Here is a 13,370-nt window from a genome sequence, read left to right as displayed (position 1 = left end):
GTTACCAGGTGGTGCCGGCGGGCTCCTCGATGGTGGTGTTGATGCGGTTGAAGAAGTTGGTGAGGCTGACCATCAGGATGATCGCGGAGAGCTGCTCCTCGTTGAAGTGGTCCGCGGCCTCGTTCCACACCTCGTCAGGCACGGCCTTGCCGGAGCGGTCGGCAATCCGGGTGGCGGCCTCCGTCAGGGCCAGAGCCGCGCGCTCCTCGTCGGTGAAGAACGGCGCCTCGCGCCAGGCGGCCACGGCGTGCAGGCGTTCGTCGCTCTCACCGTGCTTCTTCGCACCGGCGACGCCGGCGAACACGCAAGCGCTGCAGCCATTGATCTGGCTGGCCCGCAGGTGGACCAGTTCCAGGATCTGCGGGGAGACGCCGCCCTGGTACATGGCCTTGTAGATGTTCTGGATGCCCTTCATGGCGTCCGGCAGGACCAGGGCGGGGTTCTTCATCCTGGCAGTGGTGGTGACCGCGGCGTTCATCTGCATCTCCGTTGATCCGTTAGCGTCTGTCACTGGACCGACGGATCCGGACGCGGGGGTGTGACAGGTGAGCGAGAACTTTTTTCTGGCCGACCGTTTTGAGGCGGAACGGCCCGGACTCAAGGCAGTGGCCTACCGGATGCTGGGGTCGCTCGCCGAAGCGGAGGACGCCGTTCAGGAGGCTTGGTTCAAGCTCAGCCGCACTGATGTGAGCGATGTGAAGAACCTCGGGGCCTGGCTCACCACGGTCGTGGGCCGGATATGCCTGGACATGCTTCGCTCGCGTACCTCGCGGCGCGAGGAACCGCTGCCCGAGCACGACGGGTCGGTCCGGCTTCCCGACCCGGTGGTCACCGCGCCGGCCCACATCAATCCCGAGCAGGAAATCCTGATCGCGGACTCCGTGGGCATTGCGCTCATGATCGTCCTGGAGACCCTCTCCCCGGCCGAGCGGCTCGCCTTCGTCCTGCACGACATGTTCGATGTGCCCTTCGACGACATCGCCCCCATCCTCGGCCGGACCACCGTCTCCACCCGGCAGCTTGCCAGCCGCGCCCGCCGCCGGGTCCAGGGCGCCGCCCCGGCGGCCGACACAGACGTTGCCCGCAAACGCGATGTCGTGGACGCCTTCCTGACCGCCTCCCGCGGCGGCGACTTCGATGCCCTCCTGGCCGTCCTCGACCCCGATGTGATCGCGCGCTCCGACGGCGGCACGCTCGTCCCGAGCATCCTGCGGCGCGGCGCAGCCGACGTGGCATCCCAGGCGATCACCTTCGCCCGCTTTGCGGCGGACGCGCGTCTGGCGCTGGTCAACGGCACGCCCGGCGTTGTCTCATTCGCCGGGGACCGGCCTTTGTCCGTCATGTCGTTCACCATCCGGCACGGCCGTATCACCGGACTCGACATCCTCACCGACCCCGACCGCCTGACCACGCTCGGTCTGACCGCCTGACCGACACCGGTCACTTACGCGGATGCGGCGCGCCGGGCGGGCGGCCTGGAGGCCCTGGAGACTTCAGCGACCGCCCGGCCATCCGCCCATAGTCCCCGCAAACGCCACCGGCCCCGGACCGCTTGAAGCGGTCCGGGGCCGGTGACTACCGAGCACTATGTGCTCGCCTACGCCTCCTTGGACAGGTTGGGTCCGGCCCCACCCGCCGCGGACTCCACGGGCGGAGTGTCCGGCAGCGCCGACTTCTCCTCACCCCTGAAGGTGAACTTCTTCTCCTCACCCTCACCCTCGGTGCCGACCACCACGATGTGACCGGGGCGCAGCTCGCCGAAGAGGATCTTCTCCGAGAGCACGTCCTCGATCTCGCGCTGGATCGTGCGGCGCAGCGGCCGCGCGCCCAGGATCGGGTCGTAACCCTTCTTGCCGAGCAGCTTCTTGGCGTCCGCGCTGAGCTCGATGCCCATGTCGCGGTCCTTCAGCCGCTCGTCCACCTTGGCGATCATCAGGTCCACGATCTGGATGATGTCGTCCTCGGTGAGCTGGTGGAAGACCACCGTGTCATCGACACGGTTGAGGAACTCCGGCCGGAAGTGCTGCTTGAGCTCCTCGTTGACCTTGGCCTTCATCCGCTCGTAGCCGGTCTTGACGTCGCCCTGGGCGGCGAAGCCCAGGTTGAAGCCCTTGGAGATGTCCCGGGTACCGAGGTTGGTGGTCATGATGATGACCGTGTTCTTGAAGTCAACCACCCGGCCCTGGGAGTCGGTGAGACGGCCGTCCTCAAGAATCTGCAGCAGCGAATTGAAGATATCCGGGTGGGCCTTTTCGACCTCATCGAAGAGGACCACGGAGAACGGCTTGCGGCGCACCTTCTCGGTGAGCTGGCCGCCCTCCTCGTAACCGACGTATCCGGGCGGGGAGCCGAACAGCCGGGAGACCGTGTGCTTCTCGCTGAACTCCGACATATCGAGGGAGATCAGGGCGTCCTCGTCGCCGAAGAGGAATTCGGCGAGCGTCTTGGACAGCTCGGTCTTACCGACACCGGAGGGGCCGGCGAAGATGAACGATCCGCCCGGACGCTTGGGGTCCTTCAGACCCGCACGGGTGCGCCGGATGGCCTGGGAGAGCGCCTTGATGGCGTCCTTCTGGCCGATGACGCGCTTGTGCAGCTCGTCCTCCATGCGCAGCAGACGCGAGGACTCCTCCTCGGTCAGCTTGAAGACCGGGATGCCGGTGGCCGTGGCCAGGACCTCGGCGATCAGATCGCCGTCCACCTCGGCGACGACGTCCATGTCGCCGGCCTTCCACTCCTTCTCCCGCTTGGCCTTGGCGGCCAGCAGCTGCTTCTCCTTGTCCCGCAGGGAAGCGGCCTTCTCGAAGTCCTGCGAGTCGATCGCGGACTCCTTCTCCCGGCGCACCTCGGCGATCTTCTCGTCGAACTCGCGGAGGTCCGGCGGGGCGGTCATCCGGCGGATGCGCATCCGGGAGCCGGCCTCGTCGATCAGGTCGATCGCCTTGTCCGGCAGGAAGCGGTCGGAGATGTAGCGGTCGGCGAGGGTGGCGGCCTGGACCAGCGCCTCGTCGGTGATGGAGACCCGGTGGTGCGCCTCGTAGCGGTCGCGCAGCCCCTTGAGGATCTCAATGGTGTGCGGCAGCGAGGGCTCGGCGACCTGGATGGGCTGGAAGCGGCGCTCCAGGGCGGCATCCTTCTCCAGGTACTTGCGGTACTCGTCCAGCGTGGTGGCACCGATGGTCTGCAGCTCGCCACGGGCCAGCATCGGCTTGAGGATGCTGGCGGCGTCGATGGCACCCTCGGCGGCGCCCGCGCCGACCAGGGTGTGCAGCTCGTCGATGAACAGGATGATGTCGCCGCGGGTGCGGATCTCCTTGAGCACCTTCTTCAGGCGCTCCTCGAAGTCACCGCGGTAGCGGGAACCGGCCACCAGCGCGCCCAGGTCAAGGGTGTAGAGGTGCTTGTCCTTGAGGGTCTCGGGCACCTCGCCCTTGACGATGGCCTGGGCCAGGCCCTCGACGACGGCGGTCTTGCCGACGCCGGGCTCGCCGATGAGCACGGGGTTGTTCTTGGTACGGCGGGACAGCACCTGCATGACCCGCTCGATCTCCTTCTCGCGCCCGATGACCGGGTCGAGCTTGGACTCCCGGGCGGCCTGGGTGAGGTTGCGCCCGAACTGGTCCAGGACCAGGGAGGTCGAGGGGGTGCCCTCGGCCGGGCCGCCGGCCGTGGCGGCCTCCTTGCCCTGGTAGCCGGAGAGCAGCTGGATGACCTGCTGCCGCACCCGGTTGAGATCGGCGCCCAGCTTCACCAGGACCTGGGCAGCGACGCCCTCGCCCTCCCGGATCAGGCCGAGCAGGATGTGCTCGGTGCCGATGTAGTTGTGGCCGAGCTGCAGCGCCTCCCGGAGCGACAGCTCCAGGACCTTCTTGGCACGGGGGGTGAAGGGGATGTGGCCGGACGGGGCCTGCTGGCCCTGGCCGATGATCTCCTCCACCTGCTGGCGGACCGCCTCGAGCGAAATCCCGAGGCTCTCCAGGGCCTTAGCGGCGACACCCTCACCCTCGTGGATCAGGCCCAGGAGGATGTGCTCGGTGCCGATGTAGTTGTGGTTGAGCATCCGGGCTTCTTCCTGAGCCAGGACGACAACCCGCCGCGCACGGTCGGTGAACCTCTCGAACATCGTTAATCGCTCCTCAGAGCGGTCAGGCAGTTAGGGGTCGGTCCCCTCCCTGTCCTTCCGCATGCTAGTCCCGCAGGACGGGACAGCTCATTCCAACTGCCGACATCCGTCCGGATCACCCCCGCGTCGACGGGGAAACCTGCTGCCGAACAGCCGACATCTCCTCCAACCCGATGGTGGGAGACGATGTTCCCGCAGGCCAGGCATATACGCCCACCACCACTACGCCGATGGCGAACGCCCGCCCGTTTCCACGGGCCCGTCCTCCGCCCCCGGCCGGCGCTCCACGCCTCTGCCGTGCCGCGCCGTACCGCCTCTCCCCACGGGGAAAGTCTTACCCCCGCCCACTGACACTCCATGCGGCGCGGGCCCTCCGGCTCCGCTACGGGCGAACACCCTCGCACTACCGGAAGCCTCTGTGCGCCCCTCTTCTTCTATACGCAGCGTGCCCGGGTACGGACAGTGCGTAACCCAAGGGGCCTGGCTCAGTTGCACCGTTTATGACTGCCGTCCTGCCCGGCCCCCGGGCCCCGCTGGATCAGCCCGGGCCGTCGTACCCGCCCGGCGCGTGGCGCCGGTGGTACGAGCAGGGGCTGGGCTGGCCGGTGTGCGAGGGGGAGCCGCTCCGGCTGCCGACCGGGGTCAGATTCGACGCCCTGGGGCTGCCCCTGGGGGCGGGCCTGGCGGTGCTCCGGCGGGGGCTGCGGACGGGGCCGGTGGCCTGGGACACCGGGGCCCGGACGCTGTGGTTCCTGACCGCCGTGGGCAGCGCCGAGGAACTGCCGGGGCTGCTGGACTGGCTGGAGTGGGGCGGGGTCGCCCTGGAGCTCACCGCACAGGGGGCCGGCGGCCGGATCGCCGCTCCGGTGCCGGTCGGCGAGGGGCGTTCCCGCGCGCCGTCCGGGCTCGGCGGCAAACCGCCGCCCGTCCCGCGGGAGGCCGTCTGGCTGCGGCCTCCCGCGCCGGGACGCGAGGTGGAGCCGACCCTGCCGGTGTGCGGCCTCGGGGGCGTTCAGAGCGCCCCCGATCTTGTCCGGCTGGTGAGCGCGGCGGCCACCGAGTGCCATCGGGCCCGGCTGCTGGGCGCCGGGGCGGCACGCGGGGGTCAGCCGACCGGAATTCAGCCGTTGGCCTTCTCGTACGCCTCGCGGATTTCGGCCGGCACCCGGCCGCGGTCGTTGACGCTGTAGCCGTTCTCCTTGGCCCACGCGCGGATCTTCGCGGTGTCCTGGGCGCCCGCCGGAGCGGCGATGCCACGGGCCCGGCCCCGGCCGCCGGTGCCGCGGGCACCGGTGCGGCGGCCCGCCTTCACATAGTCGGCGAGCGCCTCGCGCAGCTTGTCCGCGTTGGCCGTGGTGAGGTCGATCTCGTAGCTCTTGCCGTCCAGAGCGAACGTCACCGTCTCGTCCGCCTCGCCGCCGTCGAGGTCGTCGACAAGAAGGACCTGAACCTTCTGCGCCACGGGGTTTCCTTTCATCAGCAGAAAAGGGATTACGGAGGAATAGCAAACCGCCTTTCCCGGAAAAACACAAACCCCTGGGGAAGGTTCAGCTGCCCTTCCGGACGGGAAGCATGCCTTCCGGAGCGGCACGATAGGGGCGCGATTCGGACATAGGGTCCGCGATCACAGATGCAGAAGCATCCGGCTGTTGCCAAGGGTGTTCGGCTTCACTCGTTCGAGACCCAGGAACTCGGCAACGCCCTCGTCATAGGAGCGCAGCAGCTCGCTGTAGACATCACTGTCCACCGGGGTCTCTCCGATCTCGACGAAGCCGTGCTTCACGAAGAAGTCGACTTCGAAGGTGAGACAGAAAATGCGGCGCACCCCGAGCCGGCGCGCGGTCTGCAGCAGCTTGCCGAGGAGAGCGTGCCCGACGCCCTCGCCCTTGGCCGCCGGATCGACCGCGAGAGTACGGACCTCCGCCAGGTCTTCCCACATGACATGCAGTGCGCCGCACCCGATGACGGTACCGTCGTCATCCCGCTCGGCGACCCAGAACTCCTGGATGTCCTCGTAAAGAGTCACCGTGGCTTTGTCGAGCAGGATGCGCCGGCGCGCGTAGGTGTTGATGAGCCCGCGGATGGCCGGGACATCGGCGGTCCGGGCGCGGCGGACGGTGACGGCTTTTGCCCGGGCGGGCTCGGCAGTTGCGGCTGGCATAAGCGGACGCTATCGCCCTGGCTCTGTCGTCCCCTCGCCGGGACCGTCGAGTTGCACGATGCGGATGGCGTCGCGGAGGGCTTCGCGTTGTTCGGCCGACATCATGCCGAAGAAGGCGACGAGAGCGGCCGCGGGGTTGTCACTCACGGACCACGCTTCGTTCATCAGTGCGGCCGAGTAGGCGGCCCGGTTCGAGACTGCCTCATATCGATAGGCGCGGCCTTCGGCTTCCCGCCGCAGCCAGCCCTTCTGATACAGGTTGTCCATTACGGTCATCACGGTCGTGTAGGCGATGGACCGTTCCTGCTGAAGGTCTTCCAGGACTTCTCGAACAGTGACCGGCCGGTTCCACTCCCACACGCGCGTCATGACGGCGTCTTCCAGATCACCCAGGCGTCGAACCACACGCGAATAATAGTGGGACATGTCTCGAATGCCGGTTTATCGCGGCAGCAAAGCGGCGCCAAAAAGGGCGTACGACCCGAGAGAAAGCCGGTAAAGCGGTCTCGGATCGTACGCCCGGGGCGCGGGCCGCGGTTATCCGCGGCCGTTGTTCAGGCGCCGGAGCCTTGGGATTCCCGGCCGGCGGCTTCGGCGCGGGCCAGCGCGGCGTCCACGATGGCGTCCTCCTTGGCCTTGTTGGCGCCGCCCTGGCTCTTGACGATGGTCACCACCAGTGCGGTGAACGCGACCGCCATCACCACGGGCGGGACCAGCGCGCTGACATAGTCCATGGCCGTCGGCTCCTTCTGGGTCGGTATGGGGTGGGGCTGAGCGACCCGTCCAGATTACGCCGGTGTCAGCCGCGCCCCGGGGGGCGGGGCGGGCTTGCGGCGGGGCGGGAAGACCTCGCCCGGGGTGGGGATGGGGCGGTCCGGCCGGGCCGGCCTGGGGGCGGCGGGCCGCGGCTGGGGCTTCTCCGGCTGCTGGGTACCGGGCTTGCGGGCGCCGGGCTTGGGGCCCGGCCGGGGCTCCGGCGCGGGCTGCTCCGGGGACTCGGCACGGGCGGGGCCGGCCTGCCGTACGGGCTGCTCCGAGGCCTCGGCGCCGGCGGGGCGGGCCTGCGGTACGGCCGCCGGGCGGGCGGCGCGGCCCCAGTCCACGGCGGAGGCGGCCAGGCTCTCGCAGCGCCGCAGCAGGATGCGGCGGCGGACGACCTCGGCGGCGCCGGCCGGGGTGGCGCACAGGCCGCGCAGGGCCGTCAGGTCCTCGGCGTCCGGCCGGTGGCCGGCCGTCAGGGCGTCCTGGAGCCGCTCCAGATAGCCGGGGGCGGTGCCGGGCAGAGCAGCCCGGTAGCGGGCGAGGTCGGCGCGGAGGAAGGCGCGCAGCCTGCCGCCCTCGCGGGCGGCCTCGTCCACGGCGGCCACCAGGCGGAGGCAGTCACGCAGGTCCGCGTCGCGCTCGGGGGCGGGGCGGCGGGTGGGGGTGTCTGACTGAAGGGCGATGGCGAGGGCACGGCGCAGGACGCGCAGTTCGTTCGCGCTGAAGGCCATGCCGCCGCGGGATCCATAGGGCGTGGGCATGGGCCGACTTTAAGTGCTAAACGGACAAAACTGGCTTATCGCGGAGTTCTTGGCGTGGCTCGCGTCCCGGAATTCCGGCCGAAAGGCGGTAAGCGGTAAGTGGTTAGCGGTAATGGCGGCGAAGACCAGCAAAGGCCGGACGGCCGAAATCGGTCCGTCCGGCCCCCGGGCGGCTCAGGCGCGTCCGGCGTTGCGCTCGTAGACCAGCCGCAGCCCGATCAGGGTCAGCCAGGGCTCGTGTTCGTCGATCACGGTGGCCTCGCCGAGGACCAGCGGGGCCAGTCCGCCGGTGGCGATCACCGTGACATCGTCCGGGTCGTCGGCCAGTTCCCGGGCCATCCGGTTGACCACCCCGTCCACCTGGCCGGCGAAGCCATGGATGATGCCGGACTGCATGGCCTCGACCGTGTTCTTGCCGATCACACTGCGCGGCCGGGCCAGTTCGATCTTGCGGAGCTGGGCGCCCTTGACGCCCAGCGCCTCCACCGAGATCTCGATGCCGGGCGCGATCACCCCACCGGTGTACTCGCCGCGCGCGCTGACCGCGTCAAAGGTGGTGGCGGTGCCGAAGTCCACCACCACACAGGGCCCGCCATAGAGCTCCACGGCGGCCACCGCGTTGACGATCCGGTCCGCGCCGACCTCCTTGGGGTTGTCCATCAGGATCGGGACCCCGGTCTTGACGCCCGGCTCCACCAGCACGGCCGGTACGTCCCCGTAGTAGCGGCGGGTCATCTCGCGCAGCTCGTGCAGCACCGAGGGGACGGTGGAGCAGATGGCGATGCCCTCGATGCCCTCGCCCAGTTCGTCACCGAGCAGCGGGTGACGGCCCATCAGCCCCTGGAAGAGCACGGCCAGTTCGTCCGCGGTGCGGCGGGCGTCGGTGGAGATCCGCCAGTGCTCGACGATGTCCTCGCCGTCGAACAGGCCGAGCACGGTCTGGGTGTTGCCGACATCGATGGTGAGCAGCATCAGACGGCGTCCTCACCGGGTTCGTCCCGCAGGTCCAGGCCGATGTCCAGGATCGGCGAGGAGTGGGTGAGCGCGCCCACCGCCAGGTAGTGCACTCCGGTCTCGGCGTAGGCGCGGGCGTTGTCCAGGGTGAGCCGGCCGGAGGACTCCAGCATGGCCCGGCCGGCCACCAGCTCCACCGCCTCGCGGGTCTGCTCGGGGGTGAAGTTGTCCAGCAGGATCAGGTCGGCGCCCTCCGCCAGCACCGGCGGGATCTGCTCCAGCCGGTCCACCTCCACCTCGATGGGCAGCTCCGGGAAGCGCTCGCGCACCGCCCGGAAGGCCTCGGCGACGCCGCCGGCGGCCACCACATGGTTGTCCTTGATCAGGGCCGCGTCGGAGAGCGACATCCGGTGGTTGACACCGCCGCCGCAGCGCACCGCGTACTTCTCCAGGGCGCGCAGTCCCGGCGTGGTCTTGCGGGTGTCCCGGACCGCGGCGCCGGTGCCTTCCAGGGTGTCCGCCCAGGCGCGGGTGGCGGTGGCGATGCCGGAGAGGCGGCAGAGCAGGTTGAGGGCGCTGCGCTCGGCGGTGAGCAGGTCACGGGTGCGGGTGCGGACGGTCAGCAGCTTCTGGCCGGGCTCGACCCGGTCGCCGTCCTCGACATGCCGCTCGACCTCGAAGTCGTCGGTGCAGACCACCGAGATGATCGCCTCGGCCACCCGGAGCCCGGCCACCGTGCCCGCCTCGCGGGCGGTGAAGTCACCGGTGCAGACGGCGTCCTCGGGGATGGTGGCGACGGTGGTGACGTCCACCCCGCCGTCCAGGTCCTCCTCGATGGCCACATGGGCCAGGTCCTCCACCAGCAGGGGGTCCAGGCCGGCCTCGGCCAGCAGCGCGGCCAGCGCGCCGTCCAGCCCGCACTCCTGCTCTCCGGACTCGTCCGCACAGGCACAGCCGGCACCGCAGCCGGAATCCTCCACGGTGGTGAGCGGGTACTGGACGTTCTCGGGGGTGCTCACGCGGTGCTCCTTGCGTGGGAAGAGGGGGTGACCGGGGGGAAGGCGGGGGTGTCGGTGGTGGCGATGGCCAGCGTACGGTCCGGGCGCAGGGTGACCAGGAGGTGACGGCTCCAGGCCGCCTCGTCGCGCTCGGGGTGGTCCTCGCGCCAGTGGCTGCCCCGGGTCTCCTCGCGCAGCCGAGCGGCGGCCACCAGGACCCGGGCGACCAGCAGCAGATTGGCCGTCTCCCAGCTCTCGGTGCCCGGCTCGGCCGGCTTCTCCGGGGCCTGGGCGAGGGCCTGGAGCCGCTCGGCGGCGGTGGCCAGGCTTTCCTCGGAACGGAGGACTCCGGCACCGGCGGTCATGATCCGCTGGATCGTGTGGCGGGCCTCGGGGGCGGGCAGCGGCTCGGCCGGCTCCTCGCCCGGGGCCACCGGCTCGCCCGGGGCGTGCCCGGCGGCGGTGATGTCCGCGGCGATGCGCTCGGCGAAGACCAGGCCCTCCAGCAGCGAGTTGGAGGCCAGCCGGTTGGCGCCGTGCACCCCGGTGCAGGCCACCTCGCCACAGGCGTACAGGCCCGGGACGGTGCTGCGGCCGGACAGGTCGGTGCGTACCCCGCCGGAGGCGTAGTGGGCGGCCGGGGCCACCGGGATGGGCTCGGTCACCGGGTCGATGCCATGGGCCCGGCAGGCGGCCAGGATGGTGGGGAAGCGCTCGGCCCACATCCGGGCGCCGAAGTGGCGGGCGTCCAGGTACATATGACCGGCGCCGGTCTCCCGCATCCGGCGCATGATGCCCTTGGCCACGATGTCGCGGGGGGCCAGCTCGGCCAGCTCGTGCTGTCCCACCATGAAGCGGCGGCCATCGGCGTCCACCAGGTGGGCGCCCTCGCCGCGTACCGCCTCGGAGACCAGCGGCAGCTGGCCCTCGGCGCCCGGCCCCAGCCAGAGCACCGTCGGGTGGAACTGGACGAACTCCAGGTCGGAGATCTCCGCCCCGGCGCGCAGGGCCAGCGCCACGCCGTCGCCGGTGGAGACGGCCGGGTTGGTGGTGGCGGAGAACACCTGGCCCATGCCGCCGGTGGCCAGCACCACCGCCCGGGCCCGTACCGCGCCCACTCCGTCGTGCTGCCCCTCGCCCATCACATGCAGCGAGACCCCGGCCGCCCGGCCCTGGGCGTCCTTGAGCAGGTCCAGCACCAGGGCGTGCTCGATGGTGCGGATGCCGGCCGCCCGTACCGCCGCCACCAGGGCGCGGGAGATCTCGGCGCCGGTGGCGTCGCCGCCGGCGTGGGCGATGCGGCTGCGGTGGTGGCCGCCCTCGCGGGTGAGCAGGATCTCGCCCGCGGCGTCGGTGTCGAAGCGGGCGCCGGTGCCGATCAGCCGGCGCACCGCGTCCGGGCCCTCGGTGACCAGGGTGCGTACCGCCTGTTCGTCACAGAGGCCCGCGCCGGCCACCAGGGTGTCGTCCAGGTGCTGGGCGGGGGTGTCGCCCTCGCCGAGGGCGGCCGCTATGCCGCCCTGGGCCCAGCGGGTGGAGCCGTCGTCCAGGCGGGCCTTGGTGACCACGGTGACGGCGGCGCCGGCCGCCGCGCAGCGCAGCGCCACGGTGAGCCCGGCCACTCCGGAGCCGATGACCACCACATCGGCCTCGGCCGTCCAGCCGGGACGGGGGGCCCGCAGCCGTATGCCGGTCATCGGCGCGCTCCCAGGTCTCCGAAGTCCAGGGGGAGGTTGTCGATCAGCCGGGTGGTGCCCACCCTGGCGGCCACCGCCAGGATCGCCTCGCCGGTGTGGCCGTCGCCGACCTCGGTGAAGTCGGCCGGGTCCACCAGGGCCAGATAGTCCAGGACCACCGACGGCTCCAGGGCGGCCGCCCGCTCCAGCACCTCCCGGGCCGCGCGGCGCACCGCCGCCGGGCCCTGGTCCGCCACGGCCGCGGCGGTCAGCAGGGCGCGGGAGAGCGCCAGCGCGGAGGCCCGGTCGGCGGCCGAGAGATAGCGGTTGCGGCTGGAGAGCGCCAGATTGTCGTCCTCCCGGACGGTCGGTACGCCGACGATCTCCACCGGGAAGTTCAGATCGCGCACCATCCGCCGGATCAGGGCCAGCTGCTGGGCGTCCTTCTGCCCGTAGAGCGCGACATCGGGGGCGGTCAGATGGAGCAGCTTGGCCACCACGGTGAGCATCCCGTCGAAGTGGCCGGGGCGGTGGGCGCCCTCCAGCCGCTCCCCCATCGGTCCGGCGGTGATCCGCACCTCGGGCTCGCCGCCGGGGTAGACCTCGTCCACCGAGGGGGCGAAGACCACATCGGCGCCCGCCTTCTCGGCCACCGTCAGGTCCTCGTCCAGGGTGCGCGGGTAGCGCTCCAGGTCCTCGCCGGGGCCGAACTGCAGCGGGTTGACGAACACGGTCACCACCACCTGGCCGTCCGGCCCGGCCAGGTGCCGGGCCTCGCGGATCAGGGTGGCGTGGCCCTCGTGCAGGGCGCCCATGGTCATCACCACCGCGCGGCGGCCTCGGCCGCGCGGCAGGGAGCGCAATTCGGCTGCGTCCCGGGCGAGTTGGGTGGTCACTGGTTTCCTCCGTCCGCGAGGACGCCGAGCAGGTCCTCAGCCAGTTCCGGCTTGAGCAGGCCGTGCGCGAGTGCCCGGTCCGCGGTGGTACGGGCCATCGCCAGGTATCCGGCGACGGCCTGCGGCGCATGTGCCCGCAGCTCGGCGATGTGCGCGGCCACGGTGCCCGCGTCACCGCGGGCCACCGGGCCGGTGAGGGCCGCGTCGCCGCTGCGCAACGCGTTGTCCAGGGCGGCGCCCAGCAGCGGGCCGAGCATCCGGGCCGGGGCGCTCACCCCGGCGGTGCCCAGCAGCTCCATGGCCTGGGCGACCAGGGTGGTCAGATGGTTGGCGCCGATGGCCAGTGCCGCGTGGTAGAGCGGCCGGGCGGCCTCCTCGATCCACTCCGGCTCGCCGCCCATCTCGATGACCAGCGCCTCGGCGGCCAGCCGCAGCTCCTCGGGGGCGGTGACACCGAAGGAGCAGCCGGCCAGCCGCTGTACATCCACCGAGGTGCCGGTGAAGGTCATCGCCGGGTGCAGGGCGAGCGGCAGGCCGCCGGCCCGGCGGGCCGGATCCAGTACGGCCGCGCCGAAGCGGCCGGAGGTGTGCACCAGCAGCTGGCCGGGGCGGATGGCGCCGGTCTCGGCCAGCCCGGCCACCAGGGCGGGCAGGGCGTCGTCGGGGACGGTGAGCAGCACCAGCTCGGCGGCGGCCAGCACCTCGGCCGGACTGACCAGCGGCACTCCGGGCAGCAGCTCGGCGGCCCGGCGGCGGGAGGCGTCGGAGACGCCGGAGACGGCCACCGGGCGGTGCCCGGCCAGCTTCAGCGAGGCGGCGAGGGCGGGGCCTACACGGCCTGCGCCGACGACGCCGACGGTGAGGCGCGCGGGGCGGTCCTGCGCGCTCAGCGGCTCGGGGGTGGATTGTGCGTTCACTTCGGCGCGCTGCCTTCCGTTCCAGTCCGCGGGGGTACCGGACGATTCCGTTGTCATGCTACGCGAGGAGGTACCCGCCGGTATCCCGGCCGGTATTACGCATCCCCAGCCCTGTGGATAAC

Annotated in this window: 14 protein-coding genes; 2 read left to right on the top strand and 12 right to left on the bottom strand. The window is 71.2% G+C overall.

From position 1 onward, the window contains the following. Window position 1: 1 nt before the first annotated feature. Window positions 2-478, bottom strand: coding sequence for a carboxymuconolactone decarboxylase family protein (locus CV755_RS25430; RefSeq protein ID WP_109282599.1), 477 nt, complete (start codon window positions 476-478; stop codon window positions 2-4). 67 nt (window positions 479-545) lie between these two features. On the opposite strand from CV755_RS25430, the gene CV755_RS25425 reads away from it, so the two are divergent. Next, window positions 546-1,430, top strand: a complete 885-nt coding sequence (locus tag CV755_RS25425) for a sigma-70 family RNA polymerase sigma factor (RefSeq protein WP_109282598.1) — start codon at window positions 546-548, stop codon at window positions 1,428-1,430. 167 nt (window positions 1,431-1,597) lie between these two features. On the opposite strand, the gene CV755_RS25420 is transcribed toward CV755_RS25425, so the two are convergent. Next, window positions 1,598-4,123 (bottom strand): ATP-dependent Clp protease ATP-binding subunit, encoded by a 2,526-nt coding sequence (locus tag CV755_RS25420; RefSeq protein ID WP_109282597.1) that lies wholly within the window; start codon window positions 4,121-4,123, stop codon window positions 1,598-1,600. Window positions 4,124-4,623: 500 nt separating this feature from the next. Here CV755_RS25420 and CV755_RS25410 point away from each other — a divergent pair, with 500 nt between their 5' ends. After that, window positions 4,624-5,313: an SCO3374 family protein gene (locus CV755_RS25410; protein ID WP_109282596.1), complete on the top strand. Its 690-nt coding sequence runs from the start codon at window positions 4,624-4,626 to the stop codon at window positions 5,311-5,313. On the opposite strand, the gene CV755_RS25405 is transcribed toward CV755_RS25410, so the two are convergent. The 10 genes from CV755_RS25405 to CV755_RS25360 all read right to left on the bottom strand — a co-directional run bounded on the left by CV755_RS25405 (window position 5,244) and on the right by CV755_RS25360 (window position 13,248). After that, entirely contained in the window at window positions 5,244-5,585 is a 342-nt protein-coding gene (locus CV755_RS25405) for a histone-like nucleoid-structuring protein Lsr2 (protein ID WP_109282595.1), read from the bottom strand. The two genes, CV755_RS25410 and CV755_RS25405, sit on opposite strands and share 70 nt — an antisense overlap. Window positions 5,586-5,747: 162 nt before the next feature. Continuing rightward, window positions 5,748-6,284 (bottom strand): amino-acid N-acetyltransferase, encoded by a 537-nt coding sequence (locus CV755_RS25400; RefSeq protein ID WP_109282594.1) that lies wholly within the window; start codon window positions 6,282-6,284, stop codon window positions 5,748-5,750. A 9-nt stretch (window positions 6,285-6,293) separates the two neighbouring features. Then, on the bottom strand, window positions 6,294-6,689 hold the full coding sequence (locus CV755_RS25395; RefSeq protein WP_109283507.1) for a BlaI/MecI/CopY family transcriptional regulator: 396 nt from the start codon (window positions 6,687-6,689) through the stop codon (window positions 6,294-6,296). Window positions 6,690-6,838: 149 nt separating this feature from the next. Beyond that, window positions 6,839-7,018 (bottom strand): hypothetical protein, encoded by a 180-nt coding sequence (locus CV755_RS25390; protein WP_109282593.1) that lies wholly within the window; start codon window positions 7,016-7,018, stop codon window positions 6,839-6,841. 54 nt (window positions 7,019-7,072) lie between these two features. After that, window positions 7,073-7,807, bottom strand: coding sequence for a hypothetical protein (locus tag CV755_RS25385; RefSeq protein WP_193553474.1), 735 nt, complete (start codon window positions 7,805-7,807; stop codon window positions 7,073-7,075). A gap of 174 nt (window positions 7,808-7,981) precedes the next feature. Next, entirely contained in the window at window positions 7,982-8,779 is a 798-nt protein-coding gene (locus CV755_RS25380; protein WP_109282591.1) for a type III pantothenate kinase, read from the bottom strand. After that, the gene (gene nadC / locus CV755_RS25375; RefSeq protein ID WP_109282590.1) at window positions 8,779-9,780 is read right to left on the bottom strand and encodes a carboxylating nicotinate-nucleotide diphosphorylase; all 1,002 of its coding nucleotides are present in this window, start codon (window positions 9,778-9,780) and stop codon (window positions 8,779-8,781) included. Before nadC ends, CV755_RS25380 begins: the two co-directional genes overlap by 1 nt. Continuing rightward, the gene (locus CV755_RS25370; protein WP_109282589.1) at window positions 9,777-11,456 is read right to left on the bottom strand and encodes an L-aspartate oxidase; all 1,680 of its coding nucleotides are present in this window, start codon (window positions 11,454-11,456) and stop codon (window positions 9,777-9,779) included. The genes nadC and CV755_RS25370 overlap by 4 nt, the downstream gene beginning before the upstream one ends. Then, complete coding sequence (gene panC / locus CV755_RS25365) at window positions 11,453-12,331, bottom strand: pantoate--beta-alanine ligase (protein WP_109282588.1); 879 nt, start codon at window positions 12,329-12,331, stop codon at window positions 11,453-11,455. Before panC ends, CV755_RS25370 begins: the two co-directional genes overlap by 4 nt. Continuing rightward, window positions 12,328-13,248, bottom strand: a complete 921-nt coding sequence (locus CV755_RS25360; protein ID WP_109282587.1) for a Rossmann-like and DUF2520 domain-containing protein — start codon at window positions 13,246-13,248, stop codon at window positions 12,328-12,330. The genes panC and CV755_RS25360 overlap by 4 nt, the downstream gene beginning before the upstream one ends. Window positions 13,249-13,370 lie beyond the last annotated feature (122 nt).

This window comes from Streptomyces orinoci, from assembly GCF_003121295.1.
Lineage (GTDB): Bacteria > Actinomycetota > Actinomycetes > Streptomycetales > Streptomycetaceae > Streptomyces > Streptomyces orinoci.
This window is presented reverse-complemented; position numbering and strand designations above follow the sequence as displayed.